22 protein-coding genes and 1 tRNA gene are annotated in these 21,924 nt (G+C 42.6%); 13 read left to right on the plus strand and 10 right to left on the minus strand.

What is annotated here, in order from left to right:
- Nucleotides 1–8: 8 nt before the first annotated feature.
- Complete coding sequence (locus IGI72_RS15820; RefSeq protein WP_074934069.1) at nt 9–1,193, minus strand: FtsW/RodA/SpoVE family cell cycle protein; 1,185 nt, start codon at nt 1,191–1,193, stop codon at nt 9–11.
- Between the two features lie 453 nt (nt 1,194–1,646).
- Between IGI72_RS15820 and IGI72_RS15825 the strand changes: the two genes are divergently transcribed.
- From IGI72_RS15825 to IGI72_RS15855, 7 genes are read left to right on the plus strand one after another with little or no spacing between them, the layout of a single operon-like run.
- Nucleotides 1,647–3,590, plus strand: coding sequence for a BglG family transcription antiterminator (locus tag IGI72_RS15825; protein WP_123834475.1), 1,944 nt, complete (start codon nt 1,647–1,649; stop codon nt 3,588–3,590).
- A gap of 2 nt (nt 3,591–3,592) precedes the next feature.
- Entirely contained in the window at nt 3,593–4,048 is a 456-nt protein-coding gene (locus tag IGI72_RS15830; protein WP_005233600.1) for a PTS sugar transporter subunit IIA, read from the plus strand.
- A 15-nt stretch (nt 4,049–4,063) separates the two neighbouring features.
- A complete protein-coding gene (locus IGI72_RS15835; RefSeq protein ID WP_074536139.1) occupies nt 4,064–5,401 on the plus strand; it encodes a PTS galactitol transporter subunit IIC in 1,338 nt (445 codons plus the stop codon).
- A 15-nt stretch (nt 5,402–5,416) separates the two neighbouring features.
- Entirely contained in the window at nt 5,417–5,701 is a 285-nt protein-coding gene (locus IGI72_RS15840; RefSeq protein WP_123834473.1) for a PTS sugar transporter subunit IIB, read from the plus strand.
- A 12-nt stretch (nt 5,702–5,713) separates the two neighbouring features.
- Entirely contained in the window at nt 5,714–6,562 is an 849-nt protein-coding gene (locus IGI72_RS15845; RefSeq protein WP_159160653.1) for a class II fructose-bisphosphate aldolase, read from the plus strand.
- Nucleotides 6,562–7,254: a triose-phosphate isomerase gene (locus IGI72_RS15850; protein ID WP_438754743.1), complete on the plus strand. Its 693-nt coding sequence runs from the start codon at nt 6,562–6,564 to the stop codon at nt 7,252–7,254. The genes IGI72_RS15845 and IGI72_RS15850 overlap by 1 nt, the downstream gene beginning before the upstream one ends.
- Nucleotides 7,255–7,258: 4 nt before the next feature.
- Nucleotides 7,259–7,774 carry a YjbQ family protein gene (locus tag IGI72_RS15855; RefSeq protein ID WP_074934066.1) on the plus strand — a complete coding sequence of 172 codons (516 nt, stop codon included), beginning with the start codon at nt 7,259–7,261 and terminating at the stop codon, nt 7,772–7,774.
- A 102-nt stretch (nt 7,775–7,876) separates the two neighbouring features.
- Here the strand turns inward: IGI72_RS15855 and IGI72_RS15860 are convergent.
- Nucleotides 7,877–7,949: transfer RNA gene (locus tag IGI72_RS15860), tRNA-Thr, on the minus strand.
- A 126-nt stretch (nt 7,950–8,075) separates the two neighbouring features.
- On the opposite strand from IGI72_RS15860, the gene IGI72_RS15865 reads away from it, so the two are divergent.
- Nucleotides 8,076–8,312, plus strand: coding sequence for a hypothetical protein (locus IGI72_RS15865; protein ID WP_005227896.1), 237 nt, complete (start codon nt 8,076–8,078; stop codon nt 8,310–8,312).
- Between the two features lie 173 nt (nt 8,313–8,485).
- Here the strand turns inward: IGI72_RS15865 and upp are convergent, their stop codons facing one another.
- The 7 genes from upp to IGI72_RS15900 all read right to left on the minus strand — a co-directional run bounded on the left by upp (nt 8,486) and on the right by IGI72_RS15900 (nt 15,124).
- Nucleotides 8,486–9,115 (minus strand): uracil phosphoribosyltransferase, encoded by a 630-nt coding sequence (upp, locus tag IGI72_RS15870; RefSeq protein WP_005227894.1) that lies wholly within the window; start codon nt 9,113–9,115, stop codon nt 8,486–8,488.
- A 248-nt stretch (nt 9,116–9,363) separates the two neighbouring features.
- Nucleotides 9,364–10,608 (minus strand): serine hydroxymethyltransferase, encoded by a 1,245-nt coding sequence (gene glyA, locus IGI72_RS15875; protein WP_005227890.1) that lies wholly within the window; start codon nt 10,606–10,608, stop codon nt 9,364–9,366.
- Between the two features lie 81 nt (nt 10,609–10,689).
- Nucleotides 10,690–11,718 (minus strand): L-threonylcarbamoyladenylate synthase, encoded by a 1,029-nt coding sequence (locus IGI72_RS15880; protein WP_016609911.1) that lies wholly within the window; start codon nt 11,716–11,718, stop codon nt 10,690–10,692.
- 176 nt (nt 11,719–11,894) lie between these two features.
- Entirely contained in the window at nt 11,895–12,752 is an 858-nt protein-coding gene (gene prmC / locus IGI72_RS15885; RefSeq protein WP_060791560.1) for a peptide chain release factor N(5)-glutamine methyltransferase, read from the minus strand.
- Nucleotides 12,745–13,818, minus strand: a complete 1,074-nt coding sequence (gene prfA / locus IGI72_RS15890) for a peptide chain release factor 1 (RefSeq protein WP_438754744.1) — start codon at nt 13,816–13,818, stop codon at nt 12,745–12,747. Before prfA ends, prmC begins: the two co-directional genes overlap by 8 nt.
- Nucleotides 13,819–13,821: 3 nt before the next feature.
- Nucleotides 13,822–14,406: a thymidine kinase gene (locus tag IGI72_RS15895; RefSeq protein ID WP_005227882.1), complete on the minus strand. Its 585-nt coding sequence runs from the start codon at nt 14,404–14,406 to the stop codon at nt 13,822–13,824.
- A 136-nt stretch (nt 14,407–14,542) separates the two neighbouring features.
- Entirely contained in the window at nt 14,543–15,124 is a 582-nt protein-coding gene (locus IGI72_RS15900) for a GNAT family N-acetyltransferase (RefSeq protein ID WP_015510449.1), read from the minus strand.
- 128 nt (nt 15,125–15,252) lie between these two features.
- Between IGI72_RS15900 and msrA the strand changes: the two genes are divergently transcribed.
- Complete coding sequence (msrA, locus tag IGI72_RS15905) at nt 15,253–15,771, plus strand: peptide-methionine (S)-S-oxide reductase MsrA (protein WP_016609916.1); 519 nt, start codon at nt 15,253–15,255, stop codon at nt 15,769–15,771.
- 162 nt (nt 15,772–15,933) lie between these two features.
- A complete protein-coding gene (locus IGI72_RS15910; protein ID WP_015510450.1) occupies nt 15,934–16,998 on the plus strand; it encodes an iron-containing alcohol dehydrogenase family protein in 1,065 nt (354 codons plus the stop codon).
- Between the two features lie 150 nt (nt 16,999–17,148).
- On the opposite strand, the gene IGI72_RS15915 is transcribed toward IGI72_RS15910, so the two are convergent.
- Nucleotides 17,149–17,943: a Cof-type HAD-IIB family hydrolase gene (locus IGI72_RS15915; RefSeq protein WP_005227867.1), complete on the minus strand. Its 795-nt coding sequence runs from the start codon at nt 17,941–17,943 to the stop codon at nt 17,149–17,151.
- Between the two features lie 311 nt (nt 17,944–18,254).
- On the opposite strand from IGI72_RS15915, the gene IGI72_RS15920 reads away from it, so the two are divergent.
- The 3 genes from IGI72_RS15920 (at nt 18,255) to IGI72_RS15930 (ending at nt 21,924) form a co-directional block, all read left to right on the plus strand.
- Nucleotides 18,255–19,712 carry a TrkH family potassium uptake protein gene (locus tag IGI72_RS15920; RefSeq protein ID WP_223597487.1) on the plus strand — a complete coding sequence of 486 codons (1,458 nt, stop codon included), beginning with the start codon at nt 18,255–18,257 and terminating at the stop codon, nt 19,710–19,712.
- 198 nt (nt 19,713–19,910) lie between these two features.
- Entirely contained in the window at nt 19,911–21,260 is a 1,350-nt protein-coding gene (locus IGI72_RS15925; RefSeq protein WP_005227862.1) for a Mur ligase family protein, read from the plus strand.
- Nucleotides 21,253–21,924 carry a type 1 glutamine amidotransferase gene (locus IGI72_RS15930; RefSeq protein WP_005227859.1) on the plus strand — a complete coding sequence of 224 codons (672 nt, stop codon included), beginning with the start codon at nt 21,253–21,255 and terminating at the stop codon, nt 21,922–21,924. Before IGI72_RS15925 ends, IGI72_RS15930 begins: the two co-directional genes overlap by 8 nt.

A 21,924-nucleotide genomic window follows, 5' to 3' on the forward strand; every position in this document is an offset into this window, starting at 1 on the left:
TGAACTCCTTAAAGTGTTTTTGGTGCGGTCTCAGCTTGATAGCGCATCGATAAAATCAAACCGATCCCAATCATATTGCTTAATAGGGCAGATCCTCCTTGGCTGATAAACGGCAGTGGAATCCCCGTCAACGGTAAGAGACCGATGTTTGCGCCAATGTTTTCAAACACATGGAAGAGAATCATCATAATGATCCCAGTTGCCAAGTAGGCATAAAATTCATTGTTGGTATCGAAACATACGCGGATCATTCGATAGATCAAAATAAAATACAATAAAATGACAAACGCGCTGCCAATAAACCCAAAATTCTCACCGATCACCGAAAAAATCATATCGGATTCTCGGACTGGTACATACACATCGCTGACATTAAATCCTTTCCCGAACATCCCACCAGAGGCGATCGCCATCAGAGCATACGCCAATTGGAAGGATTGCCCTTGGGTATCATGAAAAGGATCTAGCCACGAATCGATACGGGCGAATTGGTATTCTTTAAAGATTCCTGTATTGTACAGAAACTCGCGACCAACATCGGTAGTCACTAAGAAAATCGTTCCACCGCCGAGAATCACAAATGCCGCAATCACTGGCACGATGATTCGCCATGAGATTCCTGACATCAAGAAGACCCCACCGAAAATCGCTAGAAAGACCAACATCGTACCAAAGTCATTTTGTAAGGTGATCAGGATCAGGACTGGGATCGTGACGGCTAACATTTTTGCAATCAGTAACCCATCTGTTTTCAGATCCCGTTCCCGATGCTTGACATTGTGCTGCGTGACGACCAACGCCAACATCATGATATAGGCGATCTTCATCAATTCTGAAGGCTGCAAGGTAAAGGGACCAAAACTAAACCAGTTTTTCGACCCTGTCGATGCTTCCATCGTCCGATCATAAAATTTCAGTAGCGCCAACATAACGGCTAACCCAGCTCCATAAATATAGGGCGTCAATTTCCAGAGCCATTTTGATTTGATCTGCATGATAACGATCACGGCAACAACGCCTAACACATACCATAAAGCTTGAAACCCTAACGTTCGCAGCATATTCGGATTATTCGGATCGTGTGTCAGCGCCACATACAGGGACGCCAAACCAATCAGACATAATAAAAATACGGGTAGAATCACACCGTAGTCAATTCGATTATCGTTCGTTTTTATTCGTGAATTTTCCATGTCCACACTCTCTTCTGTAGAATCTTTATCCATTATAGTGATAATTGAGGAGAAAAGAAAGGATTGTCCATGAGCATTCACAAAAAATTTAGAAACTTTAATGATTTTCGGGAAAAGAGGGTTAAAAACAATCCAAAATTGTTTAGAATTACAACGAAATAATCGCTGAATTCGCCCATTCTTCTTATTAATCAAATACCTTATTCTATGTATTCTTCTTTATTTTTGATAAATCTTTGCTCTATGTAACAGAATAAAGCAACTTTAACTCCATGATAGATCCCCGCCTAGTTTTCGTTTCAAATAAATAGCAACAAATGACTACTTTTTACAAAATATAAATTGATATACGACAATCGTATTTACCACATTAATGTGGTAATGAAATGTTATTTACGCCACCATATAATTTCACTAGAATACAATTAAGGAAGCGCTTCCGGAGGTGAACCAATGATTTTAAGTAATCGAGAACAGCTACTGTTGCAATTGCTATTAGAACAAAAGGAGTTTCGCCCTGCATCTTTTTTTCAAAAGCAGTTAAATGTATCCCAAAAAACGGTTTATAACAATTTAACGACTTTAGAAAAGAAACTAAAAGATTCGGGACTAGCTATCAAAAAAGTACCAAGAAAAGGAATCTTTTTATCTGGTTCTGAATCAGCGAAACAGAATGGTTATCGATTGTTAGCAAAAAAAGAGACTAAACTCGAACTATTTTCACCTAATTATCGTAAAATCTTTATTTTCGCTAACTATCTGTTTTCAGTAAAGCCAATGCACTATCAGGAATTCTCTGAATATTTTTATATTAGCAACCAGTCAATAAAGAAAGATGTTGATGAAATCGTTGCTTTCTGTCGATTCCATCACGTATCTACAAAAATGACTACTAGTGGACTCAAGCTAACCTCAGTTGAATCTGCTACTCAAAACGTATTCAAATCTTTTTTAGAGAAGTATACCGACGCCAAAGCCAGTGAAAATCTTTTAGTGAGCAATCTCTTTGACTCTAAGGTACTCGATTTAACGAAGAAATTTGTCTCAGATATGACTCAAACAATCGGTCATCCAGTCAATAATTATTCTATTGAATCCTTGAAGCTTTCATTGCGAATTTTTCTTTCAAGACTTCTTATAGATAAACACATTGAAAAACAAGAGCATCTAGTATTTGACGAACTTAGACGAATGAAATTCTATATGATCGCGGTCGATTTTTCTGAAATGATCCAACAGCAACTACCTGTTCAATTTAGTGATACAGATATTCAATATGTATGTTCCCTGTTATTAGCACACGGTATCGAACCTTTTGGACAAATGGATGAGCCTCACGAATCTATTATCACAAATTGTACGAAACAAATTATTCAAAAAATGTCACATATGTTAAACGCAGATCTGACACAAGATAAATTATTACTGCAAACATTATTGGCTCATATCGTTCCCATGATCCATCGATCAAAGACAGGCATTTTATTGAAAAACCCACTGATAAAAAGTATCAAAAAACAATACTCAACAATGTATACATTGACCAAATATGCAATTGGAGATTTAGAGGAGCGATTTCAAATCTTATTAACAGAAGACGAAGTTTCTTTTCTGACGATCCATTTTCAGTTAGCCTTTGAAAAGATAAAAATTACTAACCATATACTAATTGTTTGCCAATCAGGTTTTGCTACATCGGAGTTGATTTTTAACCGTATCAAACAGACGATCGCTGCTGATACCGTATTGGAGATCATTCCTTTAAGTAAACTGGCCAGTACATCTCTTGAGACTGTTGATCTGATCATATCAACTATTCCATTGGACATTACAGCACCGCCAGTTATTTATATTTCGCCGCTTCCTACTACCGAAGAAATAGGAAGAATCTCTGCAAAGATATCTAATCTTAATGAGAATGAGAAAAATTTTTACTCAAAAAAATACCAGAAAACGACTTTATTACAAAAATATTTAGATCCTACTTTCCTTTTTGTCAAAAAAAAGTTTCGAACAAAAAAAGATGTACTAGATTTTTTAGCAGATGATTATCTGAAAAAAAAGCTTGTTACAACAAAATTTAAGCCTTCTCTATTTGAACGAGAGGAACTAGGAAGCACTGGCTTAAAGACGGGAGTAGCCATTCCACATGCTGATCCACATACAGTGAAAGAAACAAAACTTGCTTTTCTCACCCTCGATGCGCCAATTACTTGGGGAGACACAAAAATCCAACTAATTGTTTTGCTTGCGATTGCTGAAGAAAACATGATCGAGGCAAAAGAGTTGATCGCTTCGATTTACGGATTGTTTAACTCAGCCGAAGAAATTCAATGGATCGTTAATAGTCAAACGCAAGAAGAACTGTATCAAAGATTGTTAAGAGGAGGAAATTGATCATGTTTTTTGATCACCAAATCGTGTTACTTGAAAAAGATTCTAAAACAAAAGAGGAAGCTTTTCGACTATTAGCAGACGAACTCATCAAAACTCATTGTGTAAATGATCAGTTCTATCAAAATATCGTACAGCGAGAAGAAACCTTTCCTACAGGTTTAAAAATTAACGGCATTGGGGTAGCGATCCCACACACGGACAGCAAATTTGTTTTACGATCCCAAGTCGCTTTTATGTCACTTGCCTCTCCCCTTTCATTTATTGAAATGGGTTCACAAGAAAAGAAAATCGATGTATCCCTGTTGTTCATGCTTGCACTGAAGGAACCACATGAGCAATTGGGTATGCTGCAAAATCTTATCTCTATGTTTCAAACACCCGGGGTTTTGGAAGCCCTATCCTCAGTAACGACTAAAGAAGCGTATCTTTCGATTATTGAAAAAAATGGACTGCAATAAAAAGGAGGAACAATTATGTTAAATGCATTACAGTGGTTCGTTGATCTAGGTTCAATCGTTGTTTTGCCGATTTTAATTTTTATTTTTGGAATAATTTTGGGGACAAAACCTAGCAAAGCCTTTACTTCAGCCTTAACTGTTGGTGTTGGGTTTGTTGGATTGAATTTGGTGATTGACCTTCTAAGCAGCAGTTTGGGTCCCGCAGCACAACATATGGTTGAACGTTTAGGATTAAATTTGACAACGATTGATGTCGGATGGCCTGCCGCAGCGGCAATTTCTTACGGGACGATTTTAGGAAGTCTTGCGATTCCGATTGGTGTGGTCCTAAATGTTCTACTCATCATTTTAGGGCTGACTAAAGTATTGAATGTAGATATTTGGAATATTTGGCACGCAGCCTTCATCTCTTCTCTGATTTATGCCCTCACTGGAGATTTTGCAATGGGAATCGCGGCGACCGTCATCTATTTGATGATGATTCTTTTAATGGGAGATATTTTAGGTCCGATCATTAATAAGTTCTACGGATTTCCTAATATTACTTTTCCTCATGGTACCGCCGCACCAGGATTCATCTTTGCACTACCTATGAATTGGCTCTTTGATCGTATTCCAGGACTAAAAGATTGGAAAGCAGATCCAGAAACCATTCAGAAAAAATTTGGTGTCTTTGGCGACTCTACTGTTATGGGCTTTTTGATTGGTCTTATCATGGGAATACTTGCCGGATATGACACAGCAGGTGTCGGCCAATTAGCCGTCCAAACAGGCGCTGTGATGGTTTTGATGCCCAAAATGGTGGCTTTACTGATGGAAGGTCTAACGCCTATTTCTGAATCTGCAAATGAATTCGTCAAAAAACGGTTTCCTGGAAGAGAGCTTTACATCGGTATGGATGCAGCATTATCGGTTGGTCATCCAGCTGTCCTTTCTTCCTCATTGCTTTTAGTTCCGATCACTATTTTGTTAGCCGTAGTTCTACCTGGCAATACGACCTTGCCTTTTGGTGATTTAGCAACTATTCCCTTTCTGATTTGCTTGATGGCTGCTGTTTTTGGAGGAAACATCATTCGAACAGTAATTGCTGGAACGATTTATATGGTAAGCATTCTATATATTACTTCGTGGGCAGCACCGCTTGTCACTACTGCTGCTCGATCCGCAAACTTTGATCTACAAGGAAACTCTATGATCACTGCTATGGCTGAAGGTGGTTTATGGACCACATTCCTTTATGTCGGCTTAACCAAAATATTAAGCTGGGGCGGTTTAGCCATAATTGGCATCTCTGTTTTGTTTGGATTGATTTATGTAAATAAAATTCGTCCCAAGAAACAAACATCGAAATAATAGGAGGAAATGATAATGAAAAAATTACTGATTATGTGTGGTACAGGTGTTGCAACTTCAACAATTGTAACAAATAAGGTAAAAGAATGGCTGAAAGAAAAAGGATTAACTGATCAAGTGAAACTGTATCAATCCAAAGTGGCAGATGAGATGAATAAAATTGATAACTATGACATCGTGGTGAGTACAACGGTTGTTCCAGACTCAATCAAAGATCGTGTAATTATGGGGCTACCGCTCTTAACAGGGATTGGTACAGAAGAGATGTACGCGAAAATCGAAAAGAAAATCAAAGAGTAAGGAGAATGCCCTATGTTGGTCACAACAAAAGAACTATTCGCACATGCAGAAAAACACAACTATGCATTACCCGCAGCAAATTTTTTCGACTTAACTAGTGCAAGAACATACGCGGAAACTGCTGAAAGTTTGAACAAACCTTTGATATTGGCCTTCGCTCAATCCCATATGAACATGTTGACTTTAGAAGAGGCTGCCATGATTGGAAAATTTTTAGCAAAAAAAAGCACTACACCTATCGCTCTGCACCTAGATCACGGTACCGATGAAGAGGTCATCAAAAGAGCCATTCATTTAGGTTTTACTTCCGTAATGATCGACGCTTCTGAGGAGTCATTCGAAGAAAATGTCCGTCGGTCAAAGGAGATCGCCGATTACGCTCATAAAAATGGTGTCGTTGTTGAAGCGGAAATCGGGCACGTTGGGTCGGAAAACAGTCTGGAATCAGCCCTAAATAGTCAATCTATTTACACAGAACCTTCTGAGGCTGTTGCATTTGCCAAATTAACCGGTGTTGATTCGTTGGCAGTTTCTATTGGCACCTCTCACGGACATTATCAAGGGATACCCAAAATAAATTTTGACGTTTTAAATGAAATACACCATGCCGTCAATGTTCCTCTTGTTCTGCATGGCGGATCCTCTTCTGGCGATGAAAACCTTGAAAAATGTGCCTTAGAAGGTATCCGTAAAATAAATATTTTTACGGACTTCATCACTGCTGCTATGAATGAAATTCACAAAAATCAACCAAATGACTATTTCGATCTACTTCACTCAGCAAGCAATGGAATGTCCAAGACACTCGAGCACTATTTTAAAGTCTTTCATACCAAATCTTATCGTGAAGGAGAAAGCTAATGAAAAAAAGAACTTTAAGAACGCCATTCTTTGTCGTCAATCCCAAAGCCTATCTTTATGGAAAACAAGCATTGGCATTGGCAAAAGCTGCTGATGAGTTGTCGTCTTTATATGACATCGACATTCTATTTACTGTGCAGCAAGCAGACGTTTCTCTAATTAAACAGGCAACAACACATTTATTCATCACTGTTCAACATTTAGACGGAATCGAAATCGGTCGAGGAATGGGTTATGTTTTACCCGAAGCAGTGGCAGAAGCCGGTGCTGAAGCTACCTTTTTAAACCATGCTGAACACCCCATGACATTGCAAGAACTGACTAAAGCGATGCAACGCTCAAATGAATTGGGAATTTTAACAATTGTTTGTGCGAATTCATTGACTGAAGCAAGAGCCGCAGCTTCCCTAAAACCCGATGTGATGGTTTGCGAGCCAACAGAACTAATTGGAACAGGACAAACCAGTGATCTTCAATACATGATGGAAACAAATCGTGTTGTTCGTGAAATTGATCCAGAAATCCTAATTCTGCAGGCAGCTGGTATATCTAGTGCTGTCGATGTTGAAAAAGCTTTGTCGTCAGGGGCTGATGGCACTGGTGGGACAAGCGGCATTGTGCAAGCAGAAGATCCAGTTCAAACCCTTACAGAAATGATCAAACAAGCGGTGAAGTATAAAAAGGAGGATTAACACTGTGAAATTTGTAAAAGAGCAACTGACGTTAACTTCTAACGGGAATCGAGTGTCTTACCACAACATCACAGAAGAAGTGAAAACGATGGTTGAAAAAAGTGGAATTTCAAATGGAATCTGTCTCGTACAGTCTCCTCATACGACCTGTTCGGTTATCTTTGAAGAATACATGCATGATACAGACTTTAACGGAGATGAATTTCTTCAAGTTGATTTAAACCGAATTCTCGATAAGATTATTCCTCGTGAGTTATCAGAAAATACCGATTACCGTTATCCTGGACCAAAGCATTTAGAATTTTTGATGAGTCTGGACGATCCAAACTACCCAACAGATCCAGCAACGATTTTAAACGGCGATGCACATATTCGCTCGAGTTTTTTCGGTGCAAGCGAAAGCTTTATTTTAAGTAACGGCAAGCTAGAGATCGGTTCCGTAGGCTATATCTATTTTGTTGATTTCGATCAAAATCGTGTGCGAAATAGGACATGCCATGTAATGCTAATGGGCGAATAAAAACAGTTACCGGGTAAACCAAGAAAAATTGAGATTACTTATCGCATGCAAAAGAAAAACCATGAATCCTCTAAAAGAAGATTCATGGTTTTTCATTTCTTATGCCAGCTGCAGGATTCGAACCTGTGACCTACGCGTTACGAGTGCGTTGCTCTACCAACTGAGCTAAGCTGGCGTTGTATGGCACAAAGAAAATTATATGCAAAAACGGTTGTTTTGTAAAGAGGTCTGCTGAAAAAAATCTACTTACTGAAATTTTCCGAAAATTGTGATATAATAGAAGTATCAAGGAGGTTTTTACATGGCAACATTTGGTAAATTCGAAACAACAATTGTCCCGTCACAAGAAGGTTCAACGTTTGAGGTCGCTACTCCTGTCATGTTCACGTTCCATGGGAAGAAACAAACTGGTACCATCACAAAGCAGTTGAAAAACTCTGCGGTGGTCGAGCTGAACGAAACCCCAGAAAACCAGAAATTAGTTTCGCAAAGTAATGGTGTATTGATCATCAATTACAAACAATTAACCAAACTATAACCCGTTTATGTAAGGAGAAAATCAGTTGATTTTCTCCTTTTTTCATGGTCTGATTTTATGAAAAGCTAAAAAAAGCCATGGATAACCGATCGAACCGTTTTGGCTGTCGATCTTCTTCCATGGCATCATTGACGAGGCAAAACTTCAGTTGCCTTTGTCTTATTTGTATTGATTTATTTTGTACCGAATAGACGGTCACCGGCATCGCCCAAACCAGGAACGATATAGCCGTGTTCATTTAGGCGTTCATCAAGATTTGCAGTATAGATGTCAACATCTGGATGGGCATCTTGCAATGCTTTCACGCCTTCTGGTGCAGCAACTAAGCAGACGAATTTCATGTTTGAAGCGCCGCGTTTTTTCAGTGCGTCGATCGCCATGATCGCTGAACCGCCCGTAGCTAACATTGGGTCAACGATAAATAATTGACGTTCATCGATGTCTTCAGGTAATTTTACGAAGTATTCGTGTGGTTCTAGCGTTTCTTCATCACGGTACATCCCGATATGACCAACTTTTGCGGCTGGGATCAATTCAAGGATACCATCAACCATGCCTAGACCTGCGCGCAGGATCGGAATGATCGCTACCTTTTTACCAGATAGTGTTTTTTGTGTTGATTCTTCAATTGGTGTTTCAATCACTAGATCTTCAAGCGGCATGTCGCGAGACACTTCATACGCCATCAACATTGCGATTTCATTAACAACTTCACGGAAAACCTTTGTTCCACAGTTCTTGTCGCGGATCATTGTTAATTTGTGTTGGATCAGCGGGTGATCGATTACTTGAAATTTACCCATTTAAAAAAATCTCCTTTGGTTTTTCTCTTATTTTAAAGCAAATCGGCTCTTGTTACAACCATCTGCCACAGGCAATACTGCTTTTCCTCAAAAAAAGGATTGCGTTAGAAGGAAGGAGACAAGACGGCATGAGAAGCGCCTCTGCGTTTATTCTAGCCCCTTTTTCACTTTCGGTGATCAAAGAGCTATAGCGCAGGAAAAACGCGTGAGACGTCTTGTCTGACCTTAACTTCTGTCACAGTCCCCTTTTATTTATTTTTATAAAGTGGATAGTTGTCCGTCAATTCTTTGACTTGCGCCGTGACTTCTGCCAAAACGGCTTCATCATTTGGTTTTTCTAAAACTTTGACGATCAATTTCGCCACTTCGACACAATCTTCTTCTTTAAAGCCACGACTAGTGATCGCTGGTGTCCCCACGCGAATCCCACTCGTTTTGAAAGGACTTAATGATTCGAAAGGAATCGAGTTTTTATTGACGGTGATATTGACTTGATCCAGCAAAGCTTCTGCTTCTTTGCCGTTCAAATCAAAGCCGCGCACATCGATCAATAATAGGTGATTGTCTGTTGCACCAGAGACCAAGCGGGCTTGTGGTGCTTGGTTGAAGACTTTCGCCATTGCTTGTGCATTGCGGATGACTTGCTCAGAGTACTCTTTGAACGACTCATCTTGTGCTTCTTTAAAAGCAACAGCTTTCGCTGCGATCACGTGCTCTAATGGGCCGCCTTGGATACCAGGGAAAACGGCACTATTGATTTTTTTCGCTAAGTCTTCATCATTTGTTAAAATCAAGCCGCCTCGAGGGCCGCGTAATGTTTTATGGGTCGTAGAAGTCGTGATGTCCGCATAAGGAACTGGGTTTGGATGAAGACCAGCCGCTACTAAACCAGCGATATGCGCCATATCCACCATCAATTTTGCGCCAACTTCATCAGCGATTTCACGGAACTTCGCAAAATCGATCGTACGTGAGTAAGCACTGGCACCAGCAACGATCAGTTTCGGTTGATGCTTACGCGCCAAAATACGAACGACATTGTAGTCGATGACTTCTGTTGCAGGATCAACACCATAACTAACAAAATTATAGGTCTTGCCGCTGAAATTCACTGGTGAGCCATGAGTCAAATGACCACCTGCGGAAAGATCCATCCCTAATACTGTATCGCCTGTTTCGATCAACGCTAAATAAGCTGCTGTGTTGGCTTGAGAACCAGAATGCGGTTGAACATTGGCATATGCCGCACCGAAAATACTTTTCGCCCGTTCAATTGCTAAGTTTTCTACCACATCAACAAATTCACAACCGCCATAGTAACGACGACCTGGATAACCCTCAGCGTATTTATTTGTCAAAATACTACCTTGCGCAGCCATTACACCTTCTGAAACGATATTTTCAGACGCAATCAATTCCAAATTGTTTTGTTGACGATTCGTTTCTTTTTCGATCGCTTGCCACAATTCGGGATCAAACGTTTGATAATCCATGCTTACAACACCCCTTTACCTTAATGGTAGCATTGTATCACATTTCTTCATAAGCTACCTATAATGAATTCTGGTTTTTTGCTAATTTTCTTGAAAGAAACTTTGATTTGCAGCTTTTTTCAACCGATTCATATAAGCAGCCCCTAAGCCGCTTTCTGGAAACGTGGGTGCAAATAAGACATCTAACTCAGCAATCGATTCATCTAACGCCCGTAAACCAGCAAACAGCCCTTTTGTCGCGGCTTCCACACTGTCATCAAAAAATAAATAGATGGCTGCAGCTTCAAAGCGGACTTGCTCGGCGATCGTTGGTCCAGCTAAAACCCCTACCTTAAACTGCTGTTCTTTTGCCCAAGCCATGGCTGCCGGCCAATCTTGGTCATTGACCATCATGACGTTGGTATTCGGTGCATAGTGCTTGTATTTCATGCCCGGCGCTTTGGGTGCTTCACTTTCTGTTACTAAGTGCTGATCGACGAGGACTTTTGTTTGTAAAACTGCTTCAAGCTGCTCTTTAGAGATCGCACCAGGACGTAAGATGATCGGCGGCGCCGTTGGGTCACTCAAATCTAAGACCGTTGATTCGACACCGATCTGCGTCACCCCATCATCCAAGATGCCAGCGATTTTGCCTGCCAGATCATGCTGAACATGCGCAGCTGATGTTGGGCTTGGTTTACCAGAAGTATTCGCGCTAGGGCCAACCAATGGCTGTTGGGCTTGTTTGATCAACGCTAACGTCTTGGTGTTGTTTGGCATCCGAAAAGCCGCTGTGGATAAGCCGCCAGTAACAATGCTAGGTAAACTGTCTTTTTTGATCGAAAAGATCAAGGTTAAGGGCCCAGGCCAGAAAGTTTCCATCAATTTATCAGCAAAAGGATGCTTGTTATCCACAAACGGTTCCAACTGCTCTGGTTCGGCAATATGAACGATCAAAGGGTTGTCACTAGGTCGCCCTTTGACTTGATATACTTGCGCAACAGCCGTGGGCAAAAGCGCGCTAGCCCCTAGTCCATAGACGGTTTCCGTCGGGAACGCCACCAATCCCCCCTCAGCTAAAATAGCTGCGGCTTCGTTCAACTGTGTTTGATCAAAAATTTTTGTTTCCACAATTTATCCACATCCTTTTTTGAGAAGTTTCCACACTTATCAACATTTTCTCGTTTCTTTTCCACATTTTGTGGATAAGTCGTTTGTCAAGTGTGGATAACCCTGTTTATAACTCGGTTTATTTAGAAGTCGTTCATTTCATAAGGTTTTTGCAATTTTTCTGTAGCAAAAAAAATTTATTTATCCACATCTTGTGGATGACTGACGAACACCATCCGGTCTTGACCCGCAAGATCTTTTACTACAGTGACTTCTTTGTTGGGAAAAGCGGCTGCAAAAAGCTGTTGAACAGCTAATCCTTGCTGAAAGCCGATTTCTAGCGCCATTTGCCCGTTAGGCGCCAAACAATTCGGTGCTTGCTGTGCCAATTGCTTATAGATCGCCAATCCTTGTTCTTGTGCAAAAAGCGCCATTTTAGGCTCTTTTTCTCTTACGCTGATATCCATCAGCGGCCACTCTTCAGCGCTGATATACGGTGGGTTGGAAACGATCAGATCCCATTGCTGATCTGCCACGGGCTCTAAGGTATCTCCTTGGAAAAAGCGAATCTCCGCGCCTAAGGCTGCCGCATTTTCTTTAGCAACGGCTAATGCCTCTGCTGAAAGATCCACGGCACTTACGGCCCACTGCGGACGTGCCAATTTTAAGGCAATGGCGATCGCTCCAGTACCTGTGCCGATGTCTACGACTCGCAGCGGCTGATCTGCTGGTAATTTTGCCAAACACTTTTCCACCAGCTCTTCGGTTTCTGGACGCGGGATCAAGGTTGCAGGGGTCACTTTTAAGCGATGCCCATAAAATTCTTCATACCCTAATAAATATTGCGGTGGTTCATGCTGCAGCAGCTGCTCAAGATCTGCTGCGATCTGTGCCTCATCTTCCCTTAAGATGGGTTGGTCCATCTGCAGCAGCCAATCGAGTTGCTGCCAGTTTTTTCGCTGTAAAAACAGGTATTGGATCGCATACCCGTCCAGCCCTTTCGTTTCTAAAAAAGAAGAAGCCCGTGAAAGGACTTCTCGATAGGTTTTAGCCATTTTGCATCTCATCTAATTTTGATGTTTGATCGTAAACGATCAGTGCATCAACAATTTCATCGAGTTTTCCAGCTAAAATTTGATCCAATTTTTGAATAGTCAACCCGATACGGTGATCTGTTACGCGGTTTTGCGGGAAGTTATAGGTGCGAATCCGTTCAGAACGATCGCCGGTACCCACTGCTGATTTACGGTTTGCGTCGTATTCGCTTTGTGCTTCTTGCTGCATTTGGTCATAGACCCGTGCCCGCAAGACTTTCATCGCTTTCTCACGGTTTTTCAGCTGTGAACGCTCATCTTGCATCGCAACAGCGATCCCTGTTGGCAAGTGCGTCAGACGAACAGCAGAAGCTGTTTTGTTGACGTGCTGACCACCAGCACCAGAGGCATGGTAAATATCGGTCCGAATATCTTTGTCTGCGATATCGATTTCGACTTCTTCAGCTTCGGGCATAACCACGACCGTTGCCGTAGACGTATGGATTCGGCCTTGTGATTCGGTAGACGGTACCCGCTGCACTCGGTGGGCGCCGCTCTCGTATTTCAATTTTGAAAAGACGTTGTCGCCAGTGATCATCATGATGACTTCTTTGTACCCACCGATCCCAGTGACGTTGGCATCCATGATTTCGACTTTCCAGCCTTGGTTTTCCGCATATTTTTGATACATATTGAAAAGATCGCCAGCAAATAAGGCTGCTTCATCGCCGCCTGCTGCACCACGGATCTCCATGATGATGTTTTTGTCATCATTCGGATCTTTTGGCAATAACAAGATTTTGATGCGTTCTTCTAAAACGTCTTTTTCTTTTTTCAAGTCAGAGAGTTCTTCTTTGGCCATCTCTGCCATTTCCGCATCAAGGTTTTCCCCAAGCATTTCTTCGGTATCCTTGATTCCCTCAACGACTTCTTTGTAACGACGGTAGACTTCCACCGTTTCCCGTGTATTAGCTTCTTCTTTTGAAAGCTGCATGAAGCGTTTGGTGTCAGAGATCACGGCTGGATCACTAAGTAATTCGCCTAATTCTTCGTAACGGTCTTCGATTGCTTGTAACTGATCGTACATTGATTATTCTCCTTCTTTTTTCATTCCCGGGTGAAAGTAATGTTTGCGGCAAACAGGATAATACGCTTCGTTACCGCCGATTTGTACTTGGTCGCCCTCGTAAACGGGTTTTCCGTCGATATAGTGCAAGTTCATGGTTGCTTTTTTATGACAGAACCAGCAGATGGTTTTCATCTCTTCGATTTTATCTGCGTAAAGCAACAAGTATTTTGAGCCTTCAAATAATTCATTGCGGAAATCATTTTTCAAACCAAAGGCCATCACAGGGATACCTAACTCGTCCACGATTTTGGTGAAAGCCAGCACATGATGCTTCTTTAGGAACTGTGCTTCGTCGATCAAAATACAATAAGGTTTGTAACCGAGGTCTTTGATCAAATGGAACAGATCCGTTTCATCAAAAATCGGGATCGCGTCTCGTTCTAAGCCGATGCGACTTGAAACATTTCCCACACCGCTTCTCGTGTCCAATCCACTTGTCATGATCACGACTGGTTTGTCTTGTTCTTCATAGTTGTGAGCAACTTTCAATATCTCGATCGTTTTCCCACTATTCATTGCGCCATATTTAAAAAAAAGCTGTGCCATCTCGCCCATCCTTCCTCATACTCCTTTGGTATTATACTTGAAAAAGGAGAATTTTTACAGACTTAAATTCGACACCTGCCGCCTTTTACGCAAGAGTTTTACGAAAAATTAACGGATTTTTTGCCGCCGCCATCCCTTACTCGTTTCTGGCTTTTTGAGCAACTTCTGCCAATACTTGACAAGCCAGCGAATATTCTGGATTTTCATTCCCATTGATATCCGTTGCAATGATCACAAAACCAAGCTGCTGATAGAGCGTGATTGCTGCGTGGCTCCAGGTTTGCGTATGAAGATACATCGGTTCGTTGGCTGCCTCCAAGACAGAAACGACTTGCGTGACCAAGCCGCGAGCGATTCCTTGACGTTGAGCTTGCGGCATTACTGCTACCCAATGGACTAGTGGAACCGGTGTGCCGTCTTGCTTGGCTTTTTTCCAAGCGGTAGCCGTACCGACCGGTGTACCTGATTGATCAAGGGCAAAAAACATTCGTTGTCCTAGCTGTGCTTGCTCGGGCATAAATTCCTTTTCAAAATACGCCAATGCCTCGGCCTCATTGTCAAACTCTCCGACGGATGTTTCAATCCGTGCCCAATGCCTTTCGTCTCCTGTTTGGTAGCTGCGTAATGAATAGTTATCGGATTGAACAGGCTGGATCGGTGTACTTTTGTGCGCTCGCTTCATCCAGATTTCTGCATATGGAATTGATTTATCTAACATTGGTTGTGCCTCTCTTTCTCATTTTGTTTTCTCGTAAAGAACTCATTTTCTGTTTTTTTCCTTCTTACAAGCATATCTCTTGTTTTTCTCTACTAGAAGCATACCATAGAAGCAAAGGAGGAATACCTATGAAAGATACGGCAATTTTTGCTGGCGGTTGTTTTTGGTGCATGGTGAAACCTTTTGACTCGCAGCCAGGCATCCTCAAAGTGGTTTCTGGCTTTACTGGCGGCCATGTGCCTAACCCAACCTACCAACAAGTAACGACAGGAACCACCGGTCACACCGAAGCAGTTGAGATTACCTTTGATCCTGAGGTCATCTCTTATGAAGAATTGGTTGCCATCTATTGGCAGCAGACAGACCCCACGGATGCGTTTGGTCAGTTTGCCGACCGTGGTGATTCCTATCGTCCAGTAATTTTTTACAATAGTGAAGAACAAAAAGCGATTGCGGAAAAATCAAAGGCGCAGTTGCAAGCTAGCGGCCGCTTTGACCGTCCGATCGTAACGAAGATCGAACCAGCAGAACCTTTTTATCCTGCAGAAGACTACCATCAAGATTTTTACAAGAAAAATGCAGCCCATTACAATGCTTATAGCGAAGGCTCCGGTCGAGCTGGCTTTATTCGCCAGAACTGGGCCTAACATTTTTGGAGCATGCCTCCCGATTCATCATTAACAGCCGATTTGCTCCCAAGGCAGATCGGCTGTTTTCTGTTTCTTTTGCCAAAAGGAAATTGACAGTCAGGGCATTTTCGCGATACACTGATTAGAAAATTCTGACGATTATAAAGGAGTGTTTGTTTGATGTTAGCCAATGAAGTCCGTCCAGGTCCTAATCGATATATTACTGGCGATGGGGTCTTATCTGATTTGCCAGAGTATTTAAGTGAGTTCCAAGAAGTTGCCGTGATCACTGGGGAGCAGTCATTCGATGTGTTTTCAGCCTATTACCCCCATTCATTTGACTACCCGATCTACCGCTACGATGGATCATCGAGTTATGAAAATGCGCAAGCCTTAGCTGAAGCGATCCAGCAAGCGGATGCCGTGGTGGCAATCGGCGGCGGCAAGGTCGCTGATACAGCAAAAATCACCGCCCAAACCCTTGGCGCAGAATTGATCGTGATCCCTACCTTGGTTTCCAACTGTGCACCCTTCACCCCGGTGATCGTCGCCTATTACCCTGATCATACGATTTGTAAAATCGACTATGCCAAAAAAGGTGCCTACATGACGATCGTCGACACCCGTTTTTTACTAGCCACACCCGTTGATTACTTTATCGCTGGGATCGCTGATACGTTAGCCAAATATTATGAAATGGAAGCCATCGTCCGCAACATGGCAGAAGACGACAAGACTGCCTTAGTACGGCTAGGTTTCCAAAGCGCTCTTTTGATCAAAAACTTGCTGATTGCCGATGCGATCCAAGCCGTCAAAGACTTAGAAGTCGGGCAGCTGACCCCCGCCTTTGCCCGCATCACCGATGCGATCATTGCTTTGGCAGGCGAAGTTGGCGGTTTTGCAGTCGAATTTGGCCGCACATCTGGTGCGCATGCGCTGCACGACGGCTTGTCTTATTTGAGTGAGACCCATACCGTCTTGCACGGCAACAAAGTCGCCTACTGCATTTGGGTCCAGCTTGCCTATACCAATGATTTTGATGTGATTGAAGAATTACGGCCATTTTACGAAGCTTTGCACTTGCCAATGAAGCTGAAGGATCTCCACGTGACACGCCTTGATCGGGATTACTTCGCCTCGGTTCTGACCTATGCTGTCAAAGAAGAAGAAACCTTTATTTTGATCGATCCTGCGATCACACCCGAAAAAGTCTATCAGGCGATCGAAGCAGTGGAGGCGCTGTAAACCGTACACATTGCTAAACAGCTTTATATCAAAAAAACTGTTTCCCTAATACATTTCGGAAACAGTTTTTTTATTTGATCAAACAGACACGCAGTAGCGATCCTGGCTGCGCATATTCTTAGCGGGCGACAGCAACTGAAGCATTGCCCATCACTGCACGACTTCACCCAGCAGCCCGTTTTCTAAGCAGTAATGATAAATGCCTTCCTCGGCTACGTGACCGATCACTTCATCGGCGATTGCTTTTAACTCATCCGAAGCATTATTCATTGCGAGACCCCAGCCGACTGCCTCCAGCATCTCAATGTCATTGTTGCCATCGCCAAAGGCAATGGCTTCAGATTTATCCAAGCCATAGTAAGCCAGCATTTTGGCAATGCCGCTTCCTTTCCCACTGCTGGCTGGAATAATATCGACTGCGCGATCCCACCAGGCGGTGATTTTCGCCTCCGTGGTATTTGCCATCACTTTGGCGTAGTCTTCTTTCCCTGAGCCTAGCATCACTTGAAAAATGTCTTGCTGTTGGATCACCTCATCAAAATCTTCTGCCACGATCACTTCTTGGTGGGCAAAGGAAAAATACTCAACTAAATCAGCATCTTTGCCATTGGCAACCGTTCGGTCCTTCGTAGCGATCGCTACTGGACGCTTGAGTGCCGTCGCATTTTCAATGATTTGCTGAACATCTTTTTTAGGAATCGGGTTTTGGTGGATCCCCTCGGCTTGATTAAAACAATACGATCCGTTAAAGGTCAAAAACGCATCGAAGGTCACGCCTTCAAATTGCGGCAACGCGATGGGACTTCTGCCAGTCGCAATGCACAACAGGATCCCTTGCTTCTTCAAGGCTTTTAATGTGGCTAACATTCTTTCAGAGATTTGCTTTTTGCTCATATCGATTAGTGTGCCATCAACATCGAAAAAAATAATTTTTACGTCTTTCATGATACTCCCCATTTCCGTCTCGATTTTCAAAAAATTTGATGCGCTTTTTTGTCCGCTTTCTCGCTATTGTTCCGTGCGGATCGTCGCTGCTATCTTTTACTTCTTTTATCTTCTCATAAATTGCCAGCGTTTTCTTCTGAAATCGTGAAATCCTTACTGATTTGCTTCGAGTTTTTAAGTTTCTTAAGCAATCAAGCTGCCGCAAGAACCACAGCCTGATCGTGTCCTATAACCCAACGACACTTTCCAAAAGCTTTTCCTTACACAATTTCTGCTCCCATGAATTCTATCCTGCTTTCTTTCAAATCTACTTGGTTCTTTGGTATACTGGGGATAGTTTATTTAGTGAGGGGTTTTTTGTAATGAACTTTACCCGCTTTGCCCGCTTGACGCAGCGCAGGAGCAAGACGTTTATTTCCCAGAACGTGTCTTCAATCCAAGTGATTGTTTTTTATTATATCGTGATGACGGTGGTCTCTTTGGGGCTTTTTTCACTCCCCTTCTTTCGAGAACCCGGCTCTCATGTCGCGTTTATCGATCTGTTCTTTATGGCGGTCAGCACGGTCAGTGTCACTGGGCTGACTACTTTTCCGATCAATGACGTGTTTAACGACCACGGGGTCATCTTATTGGAAGTCCTCTTTCAAGTCGGCGGTTTAGGGATCATGATGATCTCGACCTTTTTTGCGATCGTCTCACGGCGCAAAATCAGTTTAAAGCAGCGCCAGTTGATCATGACGGATATGAATCAGCCAAAGCTTAGTGGGATCGTTCGGATGATTCGAACGACGTTTACAATCATCTTGCTTTGTCAGGTGGTAGCAGGCACGATCTTTGCTGTTTATTTTCATCTTTACGGCTATTATGACAATTGGCGAGATGCGATCTTTTATGGATTTTATCAAGCGATCTCTGCTGTGACCAACTCAGGGTTTGATGTGACGGGCAATTCCATCTTGCCGTTTTCTCATGATTATTTCTTCCTGACGTGTATCATGATTTTGATTTTTATCGGGGGGATCGGATTTCCAGTAATTATGGACTTTCGGGAATGGGTCCTTTTTAAAATGAAAAAACAACGCCGCCGCTTGCCGTTTCGCTTTTCATTATTCACAAAAATTGCTGTTTTGGCTTTCGTGATCCTCTTTGTCGGCGGTACATTAGCGATCTTTTTCCTTGAGAAAGATTATTTGTTCAAAGATTACAGCTTTAGCGGTATGTGGATGAACAGCATGTTTTATTCCATGACAACGCGGAATGCTGGCCTGCAGATCCATGACTTAGGCAACTTTCAAACCACGACGTTGATCGTTTTCTCCTTGCTGATGTTTATTGGTTGTAGTCCCAGCTCTGTTGGCGGGGGGATTCGGACGACGACCATTGCCATCATTGGGCTGTACCTCTATGCCTTCTTGAAAAGTGAGGACAATATCAATATCTTCGGTCGCCGGATCGATCAAGATGACGTCCGCAAATCAGTGGTAGTCTTCATGCTTTCGATGGGTATGTGCTTCTTTTGTGTCTTATTCTTGACCGCCATCGAGGATATCCCTTTGATCGCCATCATTGTTGAAGTTTCCTCGGCATTTGGAACCACAGGGCTTTCTTTAGGAATCACGGGCGATTTATCAACCATCGGCAAACTCGTGATTGCTCTTTTGATGTTTATCGGCCGTGTCGGTATGCTGTACACCTTGATGTTATTCGTACCAAAAGAAACACGTGACTTAGGCTACGAGTACCCAACGGAAAAAATCATTATCGGTTAAAGCAGCAGCAAACCTGGCAGAAGGTTTGCTGTTTTGCTTTTCAAGCCTTTGATCATCGCAAGTAAAAGAGCCATTTATCAGGATGGTCTTTGCAGAAATTTAAAGAATCGCAAAAGCAATTTAACCTTTTTCTTGGTATATGGTATGATAAATTGAATTTGCACAATGAAAGCATTCGCTCTAATGGAGGGTTACATTATGGGAATACGAAGTCATCTGGCTGTTTCAGTCGGTAAGACCTCTCAATGGGTATTAAAGAACTTTTTCAAAGGCGGCTCAAGCCTGCCTGGTAAATTAGCATTAAAAGTTGATCCACATATATTAGATCATTTGGCGAAAGATTACCAAGTCGTCGTGATCACAGGCACCAACGGCAAAACATTGACGACTGCCTTGACTGTCAATATTTTGCGCCAAGAATTTGATGAAGTATTGACGAACCCCACCGGCGCCAATATGGTCCAAGGGATCGTTTCAACCTTTCTATCGGCACGCCCTAAAAAAGGCAAAAAATTCGCGGTTTTAGAAATCGATGAAGCCAGTCTCAGCAAAGTAACGAAGTACATCAAACCGGAATTGTTCGTTTTCACTAATATTTTCCGCGATCAAATGGACCGTTATGGCGAGATCTATACGACCTATAAAATGATCGTTGAAGGTGCCGCAAACTCACCAGAAGCTACGATCCTCTGCAATGGGGATTCGCCACTGTTCAATTCGGTAGCAACTGTCAATCCGCGGAAATACTATGGATTTGATCATTTGCCAGATGAAGAGCAGATGGCCCATTACAATACGGATGGCGTGTTGTGTCCTGAGTGTCATCACATTTTACACTATAAAATGATCACCTATGCCAATCTTGGAAAATACTACTGCCCAAATTGCGGCTTCCATCGACCAGAATTGGATTATAAACTGACGGAAATGACCGCAATGGACAACACCTCTGCTGATTTTGTGATCGATGGCAATGACTATCGCATCGAAGTCGGTGGGATGTACAATGTCTACAATGCGCTGGCGGCAACTGCGGTTGCGGAATATTATGGCGTAGCACCTGCAAAAATCAAATCTGGTTTGGCCTATGACGAAAAAGTCTTTGGTCGCCAAGAAGTGATCCGCATTGGTGACAAAGAATGTACGTTAGTCTTAGTTAAAAACCCTGTTGGTTTGAACCAAGTCATCGATATGATCGGCCTGTCGCCCTATCCATTCTCGCTAGTCAGCTTGTTGAATGCCAACTACGCAGATGGGATCGACGTCAGCTGGATTTGGGATGGCGACCATGAAGCGTTTGCCGATATGGGGATTCCTCAAGTGATCGCTGGTGGTGATCGTCACAAAGATATGGCGTTGCGGCTAAAAGTTGCGGGGATCCCTGAAGAAAAAATCATTGAAACCCCTGAACTTGATGACGTCATCAAGCAAATCGCAGACTTACCAACAGAAAAAGTCTATATTTTAGCGACTTACACTGCAGTCTTGCAGCTACGCAAAAAGCTTGCGGAAAAAGGCTATATCAAAGGAGGAATGAGTCGTGACTAAGTATCAACTGAATGTTGCCCACTTGTATGGAAATCTTTTGAATACTTATGGCGACAACGGCAATCTCTTGATGCTGCGCTACGTGGCCGAAAAACTAGGCGTGACCTTCAACGCAGAAGTCGTCAGCATTCACGAGCCCTTCGATCCTGAAAAATATGATCTCGTCTTCTTCGGTGGCGGACAAGATTTTGAACAAGTGATCGTTTCACAAGATATCCAATCAAAAAAAGAAGCTCTGACCAGCTATATCGAAAATGATGGCGTCATGCTGGCGATCTGCGGCGGCTATCAATTGCTGGGTCATTACTACATCGGTGCCAACGGCGAGAAAATCAATGGGATAGGTGCCTTGGATCATTACACCTTAAGCCAAGAAAACAATCGGTTCATCGGTGACATCGTGATCCACAATGAAGAATTCGATGAGACCTATTATGGCTTTGAAAACCATAATGGCCGTACTTTCTTAGGTAAAGGGGAAAAACCATTGGGGAAAGTCATCCAAGGACAAGGAAACAATGGCGAAGACCAAACCGAAGGCGTGGTTTACCGCAATGTGTTCGGCTCTTACTTCCACGGACCGCTCCTTGCAAGAAATGAGCATTTGGCAGAGCGCTTGATCCGCACCGCCCTTGCCAATCGTTATGGCAACGTCGAAATTTAA

Origin of the sequence: Enterococcus sp. DIV1059_2, assembly GCF_051713685.1 — a bacterium.
GTDB classification, from domain to species: Bacteria; Bacillota; Bacilli; order Lactobacillales; family Enterococcaceae; genus Enterococcus_D; species Enterococcus_D casseliflavus.